General features: G+C 66.8%; 19 protein-coding genes. 8 read left to right on the forward strand and 11 right to left on the reverse strand.

Annotated elements, in window-relative coordinates; genetic code table 11:
* Window positions 1-44: 44 nt before the first annotated feature.
* From ctaD to ABU113_RS07745, 3 genes are all read right to left on the reverse strand, one after another.
* The gene (gene ctaD, locus ABU113_RS07735) at window positions 45-1,694 is read right to left on the reverse strand and encodes a cytochrome c oxidase subunit I (protein ID WP_454558928.1); all 1,650 of its coding nucleotides are present in this window, start codon (window positions 1,692-1,694) and stop codon (window positions 45-47) included.
* Between the two features lie 21 nt (window positions 1,695-1,715).
* The gene (coxB, locus tag ABU113_RS07740; protein WP_454558929.1) at window positions 1,716-2,573 is read right to left on the reverse strand and encodes a cytochrome c oxidase subunit II; all 858 of its coding nucleotides are present in this window, start codon (window positions 2,571-2,573) and stop codon (window positions 1,716-1,718) included.
* 122 nt (window positions 2,574-2,695) lie between these two features.
* Window positions 2,696-3,508: a crotonase/enoyl-CoA hydratase family protein gene (locus ABU113_RS07745; protein WP_454558930.1), complete on the reverse strand. Its 813-nt coding sequence runs from the start codon at window positions 3,506-3,508 to the stop codon at window positions 2,696-2,698.
* 97 nt (window positions 3,509-3,605) lie between these two features.
* On the opposite strand from ABU113_RS07745, the gene ABU113_RS07750 reads away from it, so the two are divergent.
* A complete protein-coding gene (locus ABU113_RS07750) occupies window positions 3,606-4,127 on the forward strand; it encodes a (2Fe-2S)-binding protein (RefSeq protein ID WP_454558967.1) in 522 nt (173 codons plus the stop codon).
* Window positions 4,128-4,141: 14 nt separating this feature from the next.
* Here the strand turns inward: ABU113_RS07750 and ABU113_RS07755 are convergent, their stop codons facing one another.
* Window positions 4,142-5,107 carry an NAD(P)H-dependent flavin oxidoreductase gene (locus tag ABU113_RS07755; RefSeq protein ID WP_454558931.1) on the reverse strand — a complete coding sequence of 322 codons (966 nt, stop codon included), beginning with the start codon at window positions 5,105-5,107 and terminating at the stop codon, window positions 4,142-4,144.
* Window positions 5,108-5,269: 162 nt separating this feature from the next.
* Between ABU113_RS07755 and ABU113_RS07760 the strand changes: the two genes are divergently transcribed.
* The 3 genes from ABU113_RS07760 to bfr all read left to right on the forward strand — a co-directional run bounded on the left by ABU113_RS07760 (window position 5,270) and on the right by bfr (window position 6,988).
* Window positions 5,270-6,058, forward strand: a complete 789-nt coding sequence (locus tag ABU113_RS07760) for a hypothetical protein (protein ID WP_454558932.1) — start codon at window positions 5,270-5,272, stop codon at window positions 6,056-6,058.
* A gap of 125 nt (window positions 6,059-6,183) precedes the next feature.
* On the forward strand, window positions 6,184-6,381 hold the full coding sequence (locus ABU113_RS07765) for a (2Fe-2S)-binding protein (RefSeq protein ID WP_454558933.1): 198 nt from the start codon (window positions 6,184-6,186) through the stop codon (window positions 6,379-6,381).
* Window positions 6,382-6,508: 127 nt separating this feature from the next.
* Entirely contained in the window at window positions 6,509-6,988 is a 480-nt protein-coding gene (bfr, locus tag ABU113_RS07770) for a bacterioferritin (protein WP_454558934.1), read from the forward strand.
* A 12-nt stretch (window positions 6,989-7,000) separates the two neighbouring features.
* On the opposite strand, the gene ABU113_RS07775 is transcribed toward bfr, so the two are convergent.
* From ABU113_RS07775 to norR, 6 genes are all read right to left on the reverse strand, one after another.
* Window positions 7,001-9,679 (reverse strand): PAS domain-containing protein, encoded by a 2,679-nt coding sequence (locus ABU113_RS07775; protein WP_454558935.1) that lies wholly within the window; start codon window positions 9,677-9,679, stop codon window positions 7,001-7,003.
* A 72-nt stretch (window positions 9,680-9,751) separates the two neighbouring features.
* Window positions 9,752-11,134, reverse strand: a complete 1,383-nt coding sequence (locus ABU113_RS07780; RefSeq protein ID WP_454558936.1) for a class II 3-deoxy-7-phosphoheptulonate synthase — start codon at window positions 11,132-11,134, stop codon at window positions 9,752-9,754.
* A 102-nt stretch (window positions 11,135-11,236) separates the two neighbouring features.
* Window positions 11,237-12,589, reverse strand: a complete 1,353-nt coding sequence (gor, locus tag ABU113_RS07785) for a glutathione-disulfide reductase (RefSeq protein ID WP_454558937.1) — start codon at window positions 12,587-12,589, stop codon at window positions 11,237-11,239.
* Between the two features lie 124 nt (window positions 12,590-12,713).
* On the reverse strand, window positions 12,714-13,037 hold the full coding sequence (locus ABU113_RS07790; protein ID WP_454558938.1) for a hypothetical protein: 324 nt from the start codon (window positions 13,035-13,037) through the stop codon (window positions 12,714-12,716).
* A 130-nt stretch (window positions 13,038-13,167) separates the two neighbouring features.
* Entirely contained in the window at window positions 13,168-13,605 is a 438-nt protein-coding gene (locus ABU113_RS07795; RefSeq protein WP_454558939.1) for a MarR family winged helix-turn-helix transcriptional regulator, read from the reverse strand.
* Window positions 13,606-13,676: 71 nt separating this feature from the next.
* On the reverse strand, window positions 13,677-15,248 hold the full coding sequence (norR, locus tag ABU113_RS07800; protein WP_454558940.1) for a nitric oxide reductase transcriptional regulator NorR: 1,572 nt from the start codon (window positions 15,246-15,248) through the stop codon (window positions 13,677-13,679).
* A 128-nt stretch (window positions 15,249-15,376) separates the two neighbouring features.
* On the opposite strand from norR, the gene hmpA reads away from it, so the two are divergent.
* The 4 genes from hmpA (at window position 15,377) to ABU113_RS07820 (ending at window position 18,238) form a co-directional block, all read left to right on the forward strand.
* On the forward strand, window positions 15,377-16,552 hold the full coding sequence (gene hmpA / locus ABU113_RS07805; protein WP_454558941.1) for an NO-inducible flavohemoprotein: 1,176 nt from the start codon (window positions 15,377-15,379) through the stop codon (window positions 16,550-16,552).
* A 264-nt stretch (window positions 16,553-16,816) separates the two neighbouring features.
* Entirely contained in the window at window positions 16,817-17,011 is a 195-nt protein-coding gene (locus ABU113_RS07810; protein ID WP_454558942.1) for a YgaP family membrane protein, read from the forward strand.
* A 175-nt stretch (window positions 17,012-17,186) separates the two neighbouring features.
* Window positions 17,187-17,804: a hypothetical protein gene (locus ABU113_RS07815; RefSeq protein ID WP_454558943.1), complete on the forward strand. Its 618-nt coding sequence runs from the start codon at window positions 17,187-17,189 to the stop codon at window positions 17,802-17,804.
* Window positions 17,805-17,818: 14 nt separating this feature from the next.
* Entirely contained in the window at window positions 17,819-18,238 is a 420-nt protein-coding gene (locus ABU113_RS07820) for an MAPEG family protein (protein ID WP_454558944.1), read from the forward strand.
* 41 nt (window positions 18,239-18,279) lie between these two features.
* On the opposite strand, the gene htpG is transcribed toward ABU113_RS07820, so the two are convergent.
* Window positions 18,280-20,154, reverse strand: a complete 1,875-nt coding sequence (gene htpG, locus ABU113_RS07825; protein WP_454558945.1) for a molecular chaperone HtpG — start codon at window positions 20,152-20,154, stop codon at window positions 18,280-18,282.
* Between the last annotated feature and the right edge of the window lie 64 nt (window positions 20,155-20,218).

Consider the following 20,218-nt stretch of genomic DNA (forward strand, 5'->3'; position numbering starts at 1 on the left):
ACGGAGTCTGTCACGACTGCACGGTCCCTTGTCGTCAACGCTGCTTACTTGATCTTCGGCAGGGTTTCGAACTGGTGGAACGGCGGCGGCGAGGACAGCGTCCACTCCAGCGTGTTGGCGCCTTCACCCCACGGATTGTCACCCGCCTTCTTGCCCGCCAGCAACGTGTAGATGACGTTCACGAAGAAGATGGCCACACCGATGATGGTGATGCGGTAGCCCCACGACGACACCATGTTCCAGTACTCGAAGGCGTCCGGATAGTCGGGGATACGACGCGGCATGCCGTTGAGGCCGAGGAAGTGCTGCGGGAAGAAGATGAGGTTCACGCCAATGAACATCACCCAGAAGTGCAGCTTGCCCAGGAACTCGTTGTACTGACGGCCGGACATCTTGCCGATCCAGTAATACCAGCCGGCGAAGATGGCGAACACCGCACCCAGGCTGAGCACGTAGTGGAAGTGCGCGACCACGTAGTAGGTGTCGTGCAGCGCCACGTCGACGCCGGCATTGGACAGCACCACGCCCGTCACACCGCCGACGGTGAACAGGAAGATGAAGCCGATCGCCCACAGCATCGGGGTGTTGAAGGTGATGGAGCCGCCCCACATGGTGGCGATCCACGAGAAGATCTTCACGCCGGTCGGCACCGCGATGATCATGGTCGCGGCGGTGAAGTAGGCCTTGGTGTCGACGTCGAGGCCGGCGGTGTACATGTGGTGGGCCCACACGACGAAGCCGACAAAGCCGATGGCGACCATCGCGTAGGCCATGCCGAGATAGCCGAACACCGGCTTCTTCGAGAAGGTCGAGACGATGTGGCTGATGATGCCGAAGGCCGGCAGGATCATGATGTACACTTCGGGGTGGCCGAAGAACCAGAACAGATGCTGGTAGAGAATCGGGTCGCCGCCACCAGCCGGATCGAAGAACGTGGTACCGAAGTTGCGATCGGTCAGCAGCATGGTGATGGCACCGGCAAGCACCGGCAACGACAGCAGCAGCAGGAACGCGGTCACCAGCACCGACCACACGAACAGCGGCATCTTGTGCAGGGTCATACCCGGCGCACGCATGTTGAGAATGGTGGTGATGAAGTTGATGGCGCCGAGAATCGACGAGGCGCCGGCAATGTGGAGGGCGAGAATGCCGTAGTCGGTGGCCGGTCCGGGATGGCCGGCGGTGGACAGCGGCGGATAGACGGTCCAGCCGCCGCCGAAGCCGAGCTGGCCGGCCGGACCCTCGACGAACATCGAGCAGACCAGCAGGATCAGCGCCGGCGGCATCAGCCAGAACGAGATGTTGTTCATGCGCGGGAAGGCCATGTCCGGCGCACCGACCATGATCGGCACGAACCAGTTGCCGAAGCCGCCAATGACGGCCGGCATGACCATGAAGAACACCATGATCAGGCCGTGCGCCGAGATCAGCACGTTCCACAGGTGGTAGGACTGGTCGATGGCGGCCGCCGGGTCCGACGCACTGGAGAAGGCCGTCAGCACCTGCATGCCGGGCTGCATCAGCTCTTCACGCATCAGGCCCGACATGGCCCCACCGACGATGCCGGCGATGATCGAGAAGATCAGGTAAAGGGTGCCGATGTCCTTGTGGTTGGTGGACAACAGCCAGCGACGCCAGCCTGTCGGATGGTCGTGGGCGTGGTCGTCATGAGCGTGCGCGGACGCGTGGGCCATGGTGAACTCCCTGTCTCGAACTTACTGCCGCACGATGACGTCGCCCGCGACGTCGGCTTGCGCATACTGGTTGGCGGGCGGCACGGCGGCGAACTTGGTCTTCGCCTCCGCCACCCAGGCGTCGAACTTGGCCGGCTCCATCGCCTCGATCATGATCGGCATGAAGCCGTGGCGGATGCCGCACAGCTCGGAGCACTGGCCATAATAGATGCCCGGCTTTTCGACGTTGAACCACGATTCGTTCACCCGGCCCGGCACCGCGTCCATCTTGAGGAAGAACGCGGGGATGGCGAAGGAGTGCAGCACGTCGGCCGAAGTGATGAGCAGCTTCACGGTCTTGCCGGTGGGCACGACAATGCGATTGTCGACACCCAGCAGACGCGGCAGCTGCTCCTTGGCGGCCTCCTCGTCGGTCAGCATGATGGAATCGAAGGCAATGCCGTCCTGGTCGGGATACTCATAGGACCAGTACCACTGATGCCCGGTCACCTTGATGGTGAGGTCGGTCTTGGGCGGGCTGTACTCGGCATAGAGCAGGCGGAACGACGGCACCGCGATCGCCACCAGGATCAGCACCGGGGCCACGGTCCAGACCACCTCCAGCAGGGTGTTGTGCGAAGTCTTGGACGGCTCCGGGTTGGCACCGGCGCGGAAGCGCACCACGATGTAAACCAGCAGCGCCAGCACGAAGAGGGTGATGGCGACGATGATCGGCGTCAGCCAGTCATGGTACATCCAGTAGCCGAACCGCGCGAGTTCGGTGGCGGGCTCCTGCATGCCCAGGGCCTCGGGTGTCGGCTGGCCGGCGGACGCGGCGCCCGACGCGAAAACAGCCGCGCCTGCGACCAAAGTCGATAGCAGTGATTTGATCTTCCTCATGGTTTCCCCGCTATTTCCAGCCGACAATGCTGCGGCCCCATTCGGCCGCGTTATAAGCGCGCACCTCAAGCTCGACAAGCGGCCACTGTGCCGCAGCCGGGCGTTTTTATGCAGTCGCGCTACTATTCAAGCAAGTCCTTGAAGTCTGCTGTCTTTTTTGCCAACGCAGCTGTTACGGCGACATTCAGATCGTCACCGATGAGCATGCCGGCGTTCCATGTGGCCACATAGTCGAGCCCATCCTCGATCGAGTGACCGCGGCCATAGTCGAGCACGCGCTTGATTCCGGTGATCGCCACCGGCGACTTGCCGGCGATCTCGCGCGCCAGTGCGAAGGCCTGCTCCAGCGCCGCCTCGGGCGTGTCGGCGACCCGGTTGAGGAACCCCCATTGGCGGGCTTCCTCGGCGGTGAACCGCCGGCCGGTATAGGCGAGTTCACGCACCAGCCCCTGCGGCAGCAGATAGGGCAGACGCTGCAGCGTGCCGACATCGGCGACGATGCCGACGTTGATCTCCTGGACGGTGAAATAGCAGTCGGCGGTGCCGACCCGCATGTCGCAGGCCGTGACGAGATCGACGCCGCCGCCGATGCAGCCACCCTGCACGACGGCGATCACCGGCACCCGGCAGCGGTCGACCACCGACATGGTCTCCTGCATCCGGAGAATCTTGCGGCGCAGCTTCTCCCGCGCCCGCGCCGGATCGTCGGAGGCCGGCCGCAGCGACGTGGAGGCCATGGCGAGATCGAGACCGGCGGTGAAATGCCGGCCGGTGGAGGACAGCACCACCGCCCGGACATCGGGACGGGCGTCAATGGCCTCGAACACCTCGATCATCTCGGTCCAGAACGCCGCGACCATGGTGTTGAGCTGTTCGCCACGGATCATCCGCACATGGGCGATGCCGTCGGCGATAGCGAGATCCAGCGTTTCCATTCCATCCTCCCGTTAGTGTCGGTCCGTCGGTTGTCTTGTCCGTCCGGAACGTGTTTATGGTCCTTATCGCAACGAGGTATCCATGACCAAGATTGTCGTGACCAAGATTGTCCTCAACGGTCAGCCGGTGGCGTTCGACGTGCCGCCGGACATGCCGCTGCTGTGGGTGCTGCGCGACATCGCCAACCTGACCGGCACCAAGTTCGGCTGTGGCGCCGGCCTGTGCGGCGCCTGCACGGTGCATGTCGATGGCGAAGCGGTCCGGGCCTGCCAGGTGCCGATCGGCGACATCAATGATGCCACGGTCGTCACCATCGAGGGCCTGTCGCCCGACCGTGATCACCCGGTGCAACAGGCCTGGCTGGAACTGCAGGTGCCGCAGTGCGGTTACTGCCAGCCCGGCATGATCATGGCCGCCACCGCGTTGCTGCACGCCAGGCCGGAGCCCACCGACGCCGACATCGCCGAGACCATGACCAATCTGTGCCGCTGTGGCACCTACCCCAGGGTCCGCCAGGCGATCCTGCGGGCAGCGCAGCTGGCGCGCCAGTCGGCGCTCAAGGCGCTCAGCGAGATCGAGGCCGAACAGGCCCAGCCGGCGACGCCCGCCGAACCCTGAGGCGCGCCGCCGCGTCAGCGCACGAATCGCGGCAGGTCGCCGATGACCGCCCGGGCTTGCGCCACCGTGCGCTCGACGATTTCCCGGCACGACAGGATGTCGCTGATCGCGCCGCCGCCCTGGCCGGCAGGCAGGCACTGGTGGTCAGCGTCCACCCCCTCGACAATCCCGGCGATCGGCCCCAGACGGTTGAGCTGGACCGACTCCATGACCTGGAGCGGGAATTTCTTGATTTCGGCATCACGCCCCTCCCATTGGCGGGTCGTGTCGTTGACCAGCGCCCGCAGGGTCTTGCCGGTAAATACCCGGCTGATGGTGGTATCCTCGTCGCGCATGGCAACGATGCGTTCCTTGTAGACCTGGGCCGCGTGCGCCTCGTGCGAGGCGATGAAGCGGGTGCCCATCCATACCCCCTGGCAGCCCATCGCCAGCGCCGCCACCAGGCCGCGACCGTCGACGACGCCACCGGCGGCAATGACGGGAATCGACACCGCGTCCACCGTCTGCGGCCACAGGGCGATGGAGGCGACCTTGCCGGTGTGGCCGCCACCCTCGGTGCCCTGCATGATCACCGCGTCGCAACCGGCCTCCGCCGCCTTCACGGCATGACCCACCGTGCCGCACATGCTCATCACCAGCACGTTGGCGGCCTTGAGCTTCTCGATGATGGCGGTGGGCACCCCCAGTCCGGCGATGAACGCCCGGGCGCCGCCGGCGATGATGACATCCACCGAGGCGGTCAGGCTCTCCGGCTGGGCCGCCAGCAGGTCGACGCCGAACGGCCTGTCGGTGAGCGTCCGCACCTCGGCCATCTGGCGCTCGATCTCGGCGGGCGGCAGGCCCGCCATGCCCAGCGTGCCGAAACCGCCGGCCTCGCTGACCGCCGCGCAGACCCCGGCATAGGACACGCCGCCCATACCGGCCAGCAGTACCGGATGCTCGATACCCAGCAGATCGCAGATTGGCGTGTGCAGTCCCATGTCATCCCCCGTTTTGCGTATTTGATCTACGCATAAATCGGCGGCGCCGAAGATCAAGCCGGCCGTCGGGGGGGGGCAGACGTTGCTTGCGCGCAACAACGACATTTGCTCAAAGTCGGGCGGCTGGATGGACGTCGCTGGCGTCGCACGCAACGGGTCGGAATGGTGACGAACCGGGAACAGCAGCAGAATCAGGAAACGGCATCCGCGCCGGCCCCCAGCCGGCAGGCCGTCGTGACAACGCTGTCGCTGGGCCTGGCCGTGGCGACATTGACCGGCTGCGGGCTGCTGACCTATCGCTTCGCCGGGAGCGTGCCCGCGCGTGACCTGTTTGCCGCCAGTGCCTGGATCGGCGGGCTGGCGTTGCTGCTGTGGCTGGCGGCCTTGCGGCGGGCCGACCGGCGCCGGCGTGCCATGCGCCCGAAGGCCGGCAGCGTCTCCCTGCTGTTCGTCGCCTCGATGATCTCGGTCGGCGGGCTCGTGCTGGCGTTCGCGCTTGGTCCAGCATCCCCGGCTTTCCGCCTGCACTGGCCGCTCCAGATCCTGCTGCTGGCGGTGACTCTGGCGGCCTTGCGCCGCGGCGTGACCCGCGACGACATGGCGCCCGCCGCCACAACTCTCCGGCAGGGCGACATCCTGCTCGCCCGACTGGCGGCGCTGGCCGACAATGCCTCGCTGACCGGGCAGCCCCCGCTGTCCCCCGCGGCGCGCGTCCGGGCGGCACTTGGCTGGTGGGAGGAAGAACTGCGCGCCGTGCTCGACGGCGAGCCGTCACCGCGCCCCGACGCCGCACTGAGTCGGCTGCTCAACAGCGCCGCCGATGATATCGCCACCATCGAGGCCGCGCTTGCCAGTCACGAGCCGACCACCGGCGCGATGGTCGACATCGAGCGGCGGGTGCTGGGCGCCACCCATCGGACCGGCCGACTGCGACGCCGGCGACGACACTGAGGCGACGACACTGACAGGGCATCGCCGGGGCCGCGCGATAGCGCCGGACACCGCCTGGCCAGTTGACACTCATTCTTAGTAACGCTATGAATTGCGCGATTGAGATTCAGTCGCGGGTGTCCTGTATGTACGTCTGCCTTTGCAATGGATTGCGGGAAGCCGATGTCCGCACGGCGGCACGTCTCAGTGGCGAGACCCGCCCGGCCGCCGTTTACGCCCACCTCGGTTGCGCGTTCGAGTGCGGCTGCTGCGCCAGCTTCGCCCGCAACATCATCGAAGACAGCCACGCCGAAGGCTGCGAGACCGTCTGGGCCGCGGAGTAACCCCTGCCGCCGGACGCGGCGGTATCCAGGACAGTTCCATCACGTTGCGATGATCGCAATGTGCTTGGGAATCTTGCGCTTTTGATGCTATCCTCGGCTTCATCATAACCGTTGTCAGGAGGTGGCCGTGAAGGGCGATTCCGAGGTCATCAAGCACCTTAACAAGATTCTCAAAAACGAACTGACGGCCATCAATCAGTACTTCCTGCACGCGCGAATGCTGGAGAACTGGGGCCTCGACCGGCTCGGCAAATATGAATACGGCGAATCCATCGACGAGATGAAGCACGCCGATGCGCTGACCAAGCGGATCCTGTTCCTGGAGGGTGTGCCGGGCATGCAGTCGCTCAACCGGCTGCGCATCGGTGAAACGGTGACGGAACTGCTGGAATGCGACCTGGCGCTGGAAATGGAGGCGATGCCCGACCTCAAGGCGGCGATCGCCCATTGCGAGGCGGTGCAGGACTACATCAGCCGCGAGCTGCTGGAAGACATCCTGGAGTCCGAGGAAGAACATGTCGATTTCATCGAGACCCAGCTGGCGCTGATCAAGGCCGTCGGCCTGGAAAATTACCTGCAATCGCAGATGAAGCCGCTTGAGGCCTGAGGTGGCGCCGGATCAGCCCCCGGTATCGCCAGGCGGGCGATACTCCGGGATATAGATGCTGATCTGGGCACCCTCGCCGGGGGCTGAGCGCACGGCGATACCCCCACCCCAGCGGCTGACAATGCCATAGACCACCGCCATGCCAAGCCCGGTACCCTGACCGGGCGGCTTGGTGGAGAAGAACGGCTCGAACAGCCGCTGCTGGGTCTCCAGGGCCATGCCGACACCATCGTCGGCCACCGTCAGCCGTATATAGCCGCCGGGCGAAACTTGCGGCCGCGTCAGCCCCTCGGGATTCTCCACCTTGTCGACCAGAATGCGGATATGTCCCTTGCGATCCGTGGCATCGGCGGCATTGACCAGCAGGTTGAGCACCACCTGGGTGAACTCGGCACCGATGAGCCGGACATTCAGCGACCCGACGTCGGGCGGACACGCCACCTCGATCGCGCCGGACACCACGCCCGCCGCCAGCGACAGCACCTGGTCGAACAGCGTCTTGATGTCCCTGATGTCCGGGCGATCGACCTTGGGCCGGGCGAAGGCGAGCGTATTGGCGACGATTTCGCGCATCCGCAGTGCCGCGTCCATGATCCGCCCGAGATACTGGTTGCGCTTCTCCGACGGAATCTCGCCCTGGGCGTGGCGGGCGAAGGTGAGAATCGGCTGCAGCAGATTGTTGACCTCGTGGGCGACCCCGCCGGCCAACTGACCCAGTGCTTCCATCTTCTGGGTGTGCTGCAGATTGCGCTCGATCTGGGCCTGCAATTCCCGCATCGCATGCTGCTCGGTGCGGTCCACCACCACGATCAGCACGCCGACGCTCTCCAGCGGCACGGCACGCACCAGCAGATGGCGGACATCGCCATCCATGCGCGGCCAGACCAGGTCGTCCAGATCCAGCGGCTGCTGCGTCTCCACGACAGCGGACAGCCGCCGCGACAGATCCTCAACATACGCGCAGTCGCCACCATAGAATTCGCGGAGAAACCGCCCCACCACCTGCTCCGGATTGTCCAGCCCGCCGATGGCGGTCAACGTCGTGTTGACGTAGAGCACCCGCAGGTCGAGCCCGACCAGGCCAACGCCGACTCCCGCCCGATCCAGGGTTCGCACGATCACCCGGTTGCGCTCCGCCAGCAGCGCCAGTTCGCTCGCCATGCGTTTGCGTTCCGTGATGTCCTGGGTGATGCCGAAAAACCCGATGACCTTGCCCTGGGCATCCGTTTCCGGCTCGGCGATCACGTGCAGGGCTTGTGACACCCCGTCAGGCCGAACGTGGTCAACCTCATAACTGAACCCCGCGCCGTCGCGGATCGCCGCGGCACGGGCCGCCTGCACCTGGTCGCGCCGCTCAGGCGGCAGCAGCGACTCCACCCAGGCCACCGATGGCGTCAGGGAGGCGGGATTGTACCCGGTCAGGGCATAAAGCTCGTCCGACCAGGTCATCACACCGGCGCGCAGGTCGGAGTACCAGCGCCCCATGCGGCCAATGCGCAATGCCCGCTTCAGGCCGCGCTCGGCCTGGCGGAACTCGGTGATGTCCTGGGTGACGCCGAAAAACCCGATGACCGCTCCGGCATCATCGGTGTCCGGCTCGGCGCGCAGCAACACCGTCTGGATGTGGCCGGTTGGCAGGGTTATCTCGGCCTCGAACGTATAGCCGGTGCGGGACGTCATCGCCTCGGCCATCATCACCTGCAGACGTTGCCAGTCCGCACGCGGAAACAGCCGACGGACATTGTCCTCGCTGAGCTTGAAATCCTGATCGACCTGATGAAGCGCGTACAGTGCTTGCGACCAGGTCAGCGTGCGCGAGCGCATATCGACGTACCAATGGCCCATGCGGCCCATTTCCTGGGCGCGCCGCAGCTGACTCTCGCTCAGCGCCAGCGCCTGCTCGATCTGCTTGCGCTCGGTGATGTCCTGGCTGACGCCGAAATAGCCGATGAGCCGCCCCTCGGTGTCGCAGTCCGGCTCCGCCTCGTAGTGCAGCCACTGGATGGTACCATCAGGCCGGCGCAATTCGGTCTCGAAGGTGTAGCCGCGACCGGCCTCCAGCGCCTGCTGTCGCACCGCAAGAAACCGGGCGATTTCGTCGGGACGCATCCGCTCGCCCACCGCCTCGGCCACGAGTGCCCGTTCGGCAGGATCAAGGCCATGCAACTGGTACTCGGCTTCCGAATAGCTGAGCACGCCGCCAGCAAAATCATGGTGCCAGTGCCCCATGCGGCCCAGCCGCTGCGCCCGACGAAGGTTGCTCTCACTTTCCGCGAGCGCCGCCTGGGCGTTTTTCTCATCGGTGATGTCGTACGCCGTCAGGATGATGCGCCCGCCGCCACCGGGTCGGCGCAACGGGATGATGCCGATGCGGTACCACAAGGTGGCGCCGAACGCGCTGGACTGCCGCTCGAACTGGAACCCCTCGGCGCGGCTAAGCCCGGTGCGATAGTGGTCAAGGAAGGCATCCGCCTCGTCGGCAGGGAAGATGTCGTGCGGCGTGCGGCCAACCGCGTCCTCGTGGCGGACCCCGAACATCAGCTCGGCGCGGTTGTTGGCCGCGACGTAGCGCGCCTCGCCGGCGGCGTCGAGTTCGACAACGAACGTGGCCACGCCAAACAACTCAAGCAATTGCCGCGTCGGCTCGGAACCGAGCGAGAGAATCAGCTTGAGAACATCGGTCGCGGGCATGACGGTGGTCGAGCTTACGCGCGATCACCAGTCATGTCAGCCTATCATCGACGCCCGTTCAGGGCAGCCGGTTCAGGCGGCCTCGCGGCTCGCCAGTTCCTGCTGCAAGCCCTCGGCAATGAGGAAGGCAAGTTCAAGCGACTGGGCGGCGTTGAGGCGCGGGTCGCAGTGGGTGTGGTAGCGATCCCCCAGCGTCTCGTCGGTGATGGCGACGGCGCCGCCGGTGCACTCGGTGACGTTCTGGCCGGTCATCTCGGCATGGATGCCGCCGGCGTGGGTGCCTTCCGCCCGGTGAATGGCGAAGAAGGCGCGCACCTCGGCGAGAATCCGCTCGAACGGCCGGGTCTTGAAGCCGGTGCCGGTCTTGACCGTGTTGCCGTGCATGGGATCGCACGACCACACCACCGAGCGGCCCTCGCGGGCCACCGCGCGCACCAGCGCCGGCAGATAGGCGTCGATCTTGTCGGCGCCGAAGCGCGAGATCAGCGTCAGCCGGCCCGGCTCGTTCTGCGGGTTCAGGGTATCGATCAGCCGCAGCAGCGTATCGGCGTCCAGCGACGGCCCGACCTTCATGCCGATCGGGTTGCCGATGCCGCGCAGATACTCGACGTGCGCCGAGCCCGGGAAACGGGTGCGGTCGCCGATCCACAGCAGATGCGCCGAGGTGTCGTACCAGTCGCCGGTGAGCGAATCCTGCCGCGTCATCGCCTGTTCGTAGCCCAGCAGCAGCGCCTCGTGGCTGGTGAAGAAGTCGGTGCCGCGCAGCTGCGGCGCCGTCTCCGGGTTGATGCCGCAGGCCTGCATGAAGCGCAGCGCCTCGCCGATGCGGTCGGCGAGATCACGGTAGCGCTTGGCCGCCGGCGAGGAGCCAACGAAGTCCAGCGTCCATTTGTGCACCTGCATCAGGTTGGCATAGCCGCCCTGGGCGAAGGCGCGCAGCAGGTTCAGCGTCGCCGCCGACTGCATGTAGGCGCGCAGCATTCGCTTGGGGTCGGGCTCGCGGCCCTCCGCCTCGAAACCGATGTCGTTGACGATATCGCCCCGGTAGCTCGGCAGGCTGACGTCGCCCTTGGTCTCGTGGGTGTCCGAGCGCGGCTTGGCGAACTGGCCGGCCATGCGGCCGACCTTCACCACCGGCATCTTGGCGGCGAAGGTAAGCACCACCGCCATCTGCAACAACACCCGGAAGGTATCGCGGATGTTGTTGGGGTGGAATTCGGCGAAGCTTTCCGCGCAGTCGCCGCCCTGGAGCAGGAAAGCACGGCCGGCGGCGACCTCGGCCAGCTGACCCTTCAGGCTGCGCGCCTCGCCGGCGAACACCAGCGGCGGATAGCTCTTCAGTTCGGCCTCGACCGCGTCCAGCGCGGCGGCATTGCCATAGCTTGGCATCTGGCGGGCCTCAAACTGCCGCCAGCTGTCCGGGGTCCAGGGTTTGGACGTGCCGTTACCAGCCATGATGCACCTCGCTTCCTTCAATCCCGCCCCGATCATCGGGGCCGCCGGTTAATGCGCTGCCCGCCCGCAAATGGCAAGCCAGCCATCATTCCCAGCCATATGTTAACGCATCAGCACGAACTCTTCCGCTGCCGTGGGGTGGACGGCGATGGTGGCGTCGAACTGCGCCTTGGTGGCGCCCATCTTCACCGCGATCGCCACCGCCTGGATGATTTCGGCGGCATCCGCCCCCAGCATGTGCGCGCCCAGCACCCGGTCGGTGGCGCCATCCACCACCAGCTTGCACAGGCTGCGCTCGGCGCGGCCTGCGACAGTGTGCTTCATCGGCCGGAAATCGGAACGGAACACCTTGATGTCGTTGAATTTCTGCCGCGCTTCGGCCTCGGTGAGGCCGACGCTGGCCAGCGCCGGCTGGCTGAACACCGCCGAGGGGATGGTGTCGTGGTCGGCCCGCCACGGCTTGCCGCCGAACACCGTGTCGGCGAAGGCATGGCCTTCCTTGATGGCGACCGGCGTCAGCTGCACCCGGTTGGTGACATCGCCAACGGCATAGATATGTCCGGTGGAAGTGCGCTGGTCGGCATCGACCAGCACCGCGCCGGCGGCATCGGTGGCGACGCCCGCCGATTCGAGGCCGAGGCCGGCGGTGTTGGGCACCCGGCCGATGGCATGCAGCACCGAATCGGCGGCCAGCGTCGAGCCGTCGGTCAGGGTGGCGATGATCGCGCCATCCGCCGCCCGGTCCAGCCGGGCGAGCGTGGCGCCGGTGCGCACGTGGATGCCCTTGTCCTGATAGATCGCCTGCAGGCGGGTGCGCAGCTCGTCATCCCAGCCGCGCAGGATGGTCTCGCCGCGATAGAGCTGCACCGTCTCGGCGCCGAGGCCATGGAAGATGCCGGCGAACTCGGTGGCGATGTAACCACCACCGGAAACGATGACACGCCGGGGCAGCGTTTCCAGATGGAACGCCTCGTTGGAGGTGATGCCGAGTTCCGCACCGGGAATGTCCGGCAGGCTCGGGCGCGCGCCCACCGCGATCAGGATGTGCCGGGCGGTCACCCGGCGGCCGTCGAGCTGCAGCGTGTGTTCATCCACCAGCACCGCCCGGCTGGGAATGATCTCGACGCCCGCATTGCCCAGCGTCTGCATGTACAGCCCGTTCAGCCGGCTGACCTCAGCCTGAACATTGTCGCGCAAGCTCACCCAGTCGAGCGTCGGCCGGGCGTCGGCCGGCAATCGCCAGCCGTAGCCGGCGGCGTCGTCGAAATCCTCGCCATAGTGCGATGCATAGACCAGCAGCTTCTTGGGCACGCAGCCGCGAATGACGCAGGTGCCGCCGACGCGATATTCCTCGGCGACCGCCACCCTCGCGCCGTGGCTGGCGGCAATACGCGCCGCCCGGACACCGCCGGAGCCCGCGCCGATGACGAACAGATCATAGTCGAACAGGGCCACCCGCCGTCCCTTTCCTCGCTGCAACCGCTCACGAGGTAGGCACGGCGGGGGCAAAGCGCAAACGCAAAGTACCGATCACAGCGATCGCCACGGGCGAACAGCGATGCCGTGCCGTCGCCTCGGCTTACTGCGCCGGCGCCGGGCTGGACGCGCCAGCACCGTCAAGCGGCGTGACGTCCCTCACCTCGCCAGTCGAGCCGGCGACGCAAAGGTAGCGACCGGCTTCAGCCGACAGCCACACCTTGGTGACGCGCCCGCCGCCGCGAATGCGGTCGACGCGCAGCGCCACCGCGGACTGGCCGGCCTGCTCGGCCACAGCGGCGCGGCAGGCGTTGACGGCCTTGTCATACTCGCCGGCGTGAGCCGGCGACCCGGCGAAGGCCGCGACGGCGACGACGGCCGGCAACGACAGCAACGGCAACAGACGGGGGAATGAAGAGAAGGTCATGATGATCTCCATTGAAACGGGGGGAGGAGTAACGAACGCCTTACACAACGACTGACCCTGGAACGCGGGGCCATCTCATATCCGCAGGGAAATAACTGCATATGCAGATATTGAGAACGCAGATCGTTTATCATGCCGGCAACAACCGGTCGAGAGCGGTATCGAGAGCGTCGTTCAGCAAGGTGGCCCGCTGATCGCCGAGCATGTCCCTGAGCTGGCGCTGCGCCTCGACCCAATAGGGCCGGGCCTCGCCCAGTACGGTTGCTCCGGCCTTGGTGAGATGCACCTCCCGCTGCCGGCGGTCCCGTGCGCTGACCTTGAGCTCTACCCAGCCCCGGTCCACCAGTGGCCGCAGGTTGCGGGTCACCGTGCTGGGGTCCATCACCAGATGTTCGCCCAGTTCGCTGACCGACACATCCTTGAGGAACCAGGCGTGCGCCAGCAGGCCAAACTGCGTCACCGACAGGCCGGCGGGCGCCATGATCTGGTCGTACAGCTGGGTGACCCGCCGCGCCATCTTGCGCAGCCGGAGGCACGAGCAGTCACCCAGCTGATAGCGTTCACTCACGACCGACCTCGGCATGCAGAATACATGCATATACATGTATCTCGACCCGACCCTGCTGTCAACCCGTCGGCTCAGTGTCCGGACGAACGCAGGCCAAGCCGCCGGGCCAGCCGGTGCAGGTTGCCCCGGTCCATGCCCAGTGCCCGCGCCGCGGCCGCCAGATTGCCGCGGTGCGCCACCAGCATGTCGTCGATGAGCTGGCGCTGGAAGGCGTCGGTCGCCGCCGCGAGGCTGACGCCTGCTGCCCGCGCCTCCACAGCCGGTGTCGCCAGCACCGCCCCCGCGTCCGCCGGCGACGGCAGATCGAGGTGGCGGACATCAATGGTGACGACACGGTCGGCGCCACGCCCGCCCGCCGCGGCCTTCAGTGCCGCCCGGCCGATCATGTGCTCCAGCTCGCGCACATTGCCCGGCCAGTCATGTGCCAGCAGTGCTGCCTGGGCCTGCGGCGTCAGGCGCAGGCCGCGCAGCCGCAGGACGGCACGATTGAGTTCCAGCATGTGGCCGGCCAGCAGCAGCACGTCGCGGCCGCGCTCGCGCAACGGCGGCACATGGACCGGGTAAACGCTCAGCCGATGATAGAGATCGGCACGGAAACGCCCGGCGCGCACCTCGGCCACCAGATCGCGGTTGGTGGCGGCGACAATGCGGGTATCGACCTCAATGTGGCGGTCCTCGCCCACCCGCTGCACCTCGCCGCTCTGCAGCGCCCGCAGCAGCTTCGCCTGCACCGCCAGCGGCAACTCGCCCACCTCGTCGAGGAAAAGGGTGCCGCCATCGGCGATCTCGAAGCGGCCGCGCCGGTGACCACTGGCGCCGGAAAAGGCACCGGCCACATGGCCGAACAGCTCGCTCTCCGCCAGCGTTTCCGGCAGCGCCGCGCAGTTGACGTGGATCAGCGGCTTGTCGGCCCGGTTCGAACGATAATGCACGGCGCGCGCCACCAGTTCCTTGCCGGCGCCGGTCTCGCCGGTGATCAGCACCGTGAGATCACTGCCCGCGACGGTGTCGATATCCTGCAGCAGCGCCTTCATCGCCGGGCTGCGTCCGATCAGCCGATCGTCGGGCCGCAACTCCGCCAGCAGCGCACTGCTGACCTGATGCTGACGCTCCACCGACTCGGCCAGCCGCGACTGGCGTTCGACCAGCCCCAGACATGCACCGGCGAAACCGGCGGCGGCGCGCAGCACCGCCAGCGCCTCGCCCCGCAACACGCCCGCCTGCAGTGCGTCCAGCGTCAGCGCTCCCACCACCCGGTCGCCGTCGCGCAGGGCGATGCCGGCGCAGTCATGCACGTGCAGGCGATCGCGAAGATCAGGGATCAGGCCGTCAAAGGGATCGGGCAGCGGGCTGTCGGCGGGAAAGCGGATCGGCTCCGCGCTGGCGACAATCGCCTGCAGGCGCGGGTGCTGATCGAGCGGGAACCGCCGACCCAGCGTGTCGGGGCTGAGGCCGGCGATCGCCAGCGGCGCCAGTTCGCGTCCGGCCAACCGTAACAGCGCACAGGCATCACAGCCGGTGGCGCGCCGCAGCTGTTGCAGCCAGGCGTGCCAGGCCTGGCCCTCCTGCCCTGCCGCCACTTCGCGCAGGACGACGGCTCCAGCGTCGAGTAACGTTATCAACTGGACATCGTGTGATGTCATATTAACATCCATCAATTCATGTCATTATTACACCAGTCTTCCATAACCCGCAGAATATCAAGCCGTAAATACTGGCATGCTCCTTGCTCTGCACAGGCCTGCATTGACGCACAAAAGGAGGATACCCGGTGCTCACCGACGCCCAGATCGCCATTATCAAGGCCACGGCGCCCGCCGTCGCCGCGAACGCCACCGCCATCACCGGCACCTTCTACCCGCTGATGTTCAGCCGCTTCCCCGAAGTGCGGACGGTCTTCAACCAGAGCCACCAGCGCGGCGGCGCCCAGCCGCAGGCACTGGCCAACGCGATCATCGCCTACGCCAGCAACATCGACAATCTGGCGGTGCTGGGCGAGGCCGTGCGCCGGATCGTCGAGAAGCATGTCTCCCTCAACATCACCGCCGAACAGTACGACATCGTCGGCACCTGTCTGATGGAGGCCATCGGCACGGTGCTGGGAGATGCCGTCACCCCCGAGGTCGCCGATGCCTGGGGCGCCGCCTACTGGCAGCTGGCGCACATCCTGATCGCGGCGGAGGAAGCGGAGTATCAGCGCAAGGCGGCGGTGCCCGGGGGCTGGCGCGGCCCGCGCACGGTGCGCGTGGTCCGCAAGCAGCCGGAAAGCGCCGTCATCACCTCCTTCTGGCTGGAACCGGTGGACGGCGGCCCGCTGATGGACTTCCAGCCCGGCCAGTACATCGGCCTCAAGCTGGTCATCGACGGCGAGACGCTGCATCGCAACTACAGCCTGTCGGACTCCCCCAACGGCCGGAGCTATCGCATCTCGGTGAAGCGCGAGCCCGAGGGCCAGGCCTCGGTGTACCTGCATGACCGGGTGCAGGAAGGCGACACCTTCGACATCTACCCGCCGGCCGGCGAGTTCACGTTGCAGGAGGGCGCCGATCCGGTGGTGCTGCTGACCGCCGGCGTCGGCCAGACTCCGGCGCTGTCGATGCTCGACAAGGCGGCGGCCGAGGGCCGGCCAGTGATCTATCTGCACGCCGCGCTCAACGGCAAGGTCCACGCCTTCCGCGACCGGGTGGACGCCATCGTCGCCCGCGCGCCGCAGGTACGCCGGGCCTATATCTACAGCGAACCGCACGCCGACGACGCCCCCGACCATGTGGGCTTCGTGACGCCGGACCTGCTGGAGCAGTATCTGCCCGCCAACCGCGCCGCCGATGTCTATTTCCTCGGCCCCAAGCCGTTCATGCGCAGTGTCCGCCAGTCGCTGCGCGACCTCGGGGTCGCCGACGCACGGGTCCGCTACGAGTTCTTCGGCCCGCTGGAGGCGCTGGACTGATCCGGGCGCGCGCCGCCCCACCCTCGTCTGGCACCCGCACGTCCCTGCGGGCGGGTGCCGGCGGGCGATGCCATGATTTCCTCCATGTACACACGAACATGGTGTCGCCGGGCGCCCGGGGCGGGAAACCGCTCCGGGCGTTTCCCGTAGTGCCGGGCCGACCCGGCGCACCGCCGCATGACATGGATCAGGCAGGCGCTCGCGCCCCATGTTAGAAGATGCGCATGAACCCGCGCACATCCGCGCCGGACAGGAGGACCGACCATGCCCGTCAACGAAGGCAAGCTCGACCGGATGCTGCGCGTCATCGCCGGCCTGGTGCTGATCGCCCTGGTGTTCGTCGGCCCCAGGACCGCCTGGGGCTGGATCGGCGTGGTGCCGCTGCTCACCGGCCTGGTGGGCTTCTGCCCGCTCTACACGGTACTTGGCCTCAATACCTGCCCGACGAAGCGCGACTAGTCCGGCCCGAACCGTTGCCCTCGGACAGGAAGTGCCGCGGCCGGAGCGTCAGGCTGCCGGCGCCTGGCCCATGACCAACTCTCGACACGACCGCGCCGAAAATTCTTGACGCCTGTTATATTGTGCGCGATTTAATCGCTATCGATATAACAGGCGTCACAAGATGAGGTGTCCCATGCAGGCTTTGGCGAGAACCGCGCTCCTGGCCGCCGCCGCCGTCGGCCTTGCCGCGCTCACCGGCTGTTCGCCGCCCACGCCGGCGAAGACGCCGCCGCAGACCCGTCAGATCACGCAGGCCGACTTTGGCTGCATGCGGGAGCTGATGCCGGTTGGCCGATTCTATGTCGGCAATCTCGCCGGCAATTTGGAAGAGACGGTCAGGGTCGCCCAATCGGCGACCGGCGGCACCTTTCCGGCGGGGTCGGTGGTGCAGCTCGTCCCGACCGAGGTCATGATCAAGCGCGAGGCCGGTTTCAGCGCGGCGACGAACGACTGGGAGTTCTTCGAGCTCGATGTCAGCCCCCGGGGGTCGGCGATCCGCCGGCGTGGTCATGTCGATGTCGTCAACCGCTTCGGTGGCAACTGCCTGGAATGCCACGCCAAGGCCGGGAAGCAGTGGGACATGATCTGCTCGACGGACCACGGCTGCGACCCGATTCCGCTTACCGACGACATGATCCGCGCCCTGCAGAAGACCGATCCGCGCTGTCCGCCAGCCACACTGACGGACGCGGAGTCCGAGGCGCTGAACTCGCTGCTTCAGTTTACCGCCCCGCCCCCTGCCGAACCCTGAAGATGGAGCTTCCCATGACGGTTGAAATCCTCGCCGCCCTCGTCGTCATCGCGCTGGGCGTCGTGCAGGTCACCCTCCAGGCGATCGAGTATCGCCGCGTGCATGGCGTGCCTTACGCAAATTCAGCACAGGACACCCCCTCGCCGGTGGCGGATTCCCCGCTGCTGGGCCGGCTGACGCGAGCGCTGCGCAACCTGCACGAAACGCTGCCCTTCTTTCTCGGCGTCGTGATCATCCTCGCCCTGATGCAAGTCAGCACCCCGGGCACCCGCACGGCCGCGATGACCTTCGCGGCGGCGCGGATCGTCTATCTGCCGCTCTACGCGTTGGGCGTGCCCTACCTGCGGGGTCTGGTCTGGACGATTTCCTTTGGCGCGCTGATCTCGCTGCTGGTCGCGGCCTTCAGCGCGGCGGACTGGTCGGTGCTCGGGTGAATGCCGGCCGGGCCTGACCCGGCCGTCACGCCACCACCGGCTCAGGCGAGACCGCGCGACAGCAGCTCGGCCAGCCGGCTGGCAAAGCCCGCCGGGTCGGGCAGCGGCTCGCCCTCCAGAATGCGCGCCTGATCGAGCAGCAGCTGGCTGGCCAAGGCGATGCTGTCGTAGCTGCCGTCCTCGCCCGCGCGGGCGGCGAGCCGGCGCACCAGCGCGTGGCGCGGATTGAGTTCGAGCACGCGCGGCGCCACCGCGTTCAGCCGGTCGTGCGCCTTCAGCATACGCGCCAGCCGCAGGTCCATGTCGCCCTCGTCGGCGACCAGGCAGGCGGGGCTGGCCACCAGCCGGTCGGAGGCGCGGATGTCCTTCACTGCCTCGCCCAGCACCCCCTTCATCACCTCGACCAGCCGCGCCAGATCGACCTCCGGCACCGCCTCGCCCTCCGCCGGCGCCTCCCCGAGATCCTTCAGCCTGGCATCGGCCCTGGTCACCGACTGGAACGGCTTGCCATCGAATTCGTGGATGGCACCCAGCCAGAAATCGTCGATCGGGTCGGTGAGCAGCAGCACCTCGACGCCGCGCGCCTTGTAGCCTTCCAGCTGCGGGCTGTGCGCGCCGCCATCGTCGGCGGTGAGGTAGTAGATCGCGTCCTGGCCGTCCTTCATCCGCCCCGCATAGTCGGCGAGAGTGGTCCAGCCCTCGACCCCGGTGGACTTGAAGCGGGCAAGCTTCAGCAGCTCGTCGCGCCGCTCGAAATCCTCGTACAGGCCTTCCTTCAGCACCCGGCCGAAAGTCTCCCAGATTTTCAGGTAGCTCTCGGGCTCCTTGTCGGCCAGCCGGGCGTAGTCGGCGAGCACCTTGCCGGTGATCGCCTTCTTCATGGCCGCCAGCACCGGATTGTGCTGCAGCATCTCACGGGAGATGTTGAGCGCCAGATCCTGGGCATCGACGACGCCGCGCAGGAAGCGCAGCCAGGGCGGCAGCAAGCTGTCGCACTCGTCGGTGATGAACACCCGGCGAACGTAGAGCTTCACCTTCGACTTGCGCTCGGGCTCGTAGAGGTCGAACGGCGGGGTGGACGGCGTGAACAGCAGGCAGGTGTAGTCGAGCTTGCCTTCGGCCTTGAAATGCAGCGTGCGCGCCGGCGCGTCGAACTGGCCGCCGACATGGCGATAGAATTCGGCGTAGTCCTTGTCCTCGATCTCCGATTTCGGCCGCGTCCACAGCGCCTGGGCGGCGTTGACCGCCTCCGGCACCTCCGCGCCCAGCGCCAGCTTCACCGGCACCGCGATGTGGTCGGAATAGGTGCGCACGATGGATTGCAGGCGGTACTTCTCCAGGAACTCGCCCGCGTCCTCCTTCATGTGCAGCGTGATGGTGGTGCCGGCGGCCTCGCGGTGGGCGGGTTCGAGGGTGAAGCTGCCCAGCCCGTCGGACACCCACTCCCACGCCTCGTCCGCACCGGCGCGGCGGCTGACCACCGTCACCTTGTCGGCGACCATGAAGGCGGAATAGAAGCCGACGCCGAACTGGCCGATCAGCTCCGGCGCGCTGTGCCTGGTCTCGGCGGTCTTCATCGCTTCCATGAAGCGGGCGGTGCCGGAGCGCGCGATGGTGCCCAGATTGTCGATCATCTCCTGGCGGGTCATGCCGATGCCGGAATCGGCAAGCGTCAGCGTTTTCGCCTGCGGATCGACGGTGATGGCGATCTCCAGCGGCGTGTCGCCCAGCAGGCTGGCGTCGGTCAGCGCCTCGTAGCGGCGCCGGTCGCAGGCGTCGGCGGCATTGGAAATCAGCTCGCGCAGGAAAATCTCGCGCTCGGAATAGACCGAGTGCGTCATCATGTGCAGCAGCTTGGCGACCTCGGCCTGAAAACCGAAGGTCTCGGGCGTCTGGGTGGCGTCGCGGTCAGCCATGGCGGTCATCATCCCCTGATCGTTACCGGTTCCTGACGCCGGATTTAGGGATGGCGAGCCGGAA

This window comes from Parapedomonas caeni (assembly GCF_041060555.1).
Taxonomy (GTDB): Bacteria; Pseudomonadota; Alphaproteobacteria; order Sphingomonadales; family Sphingomonadaceae; genus CAUJIW01.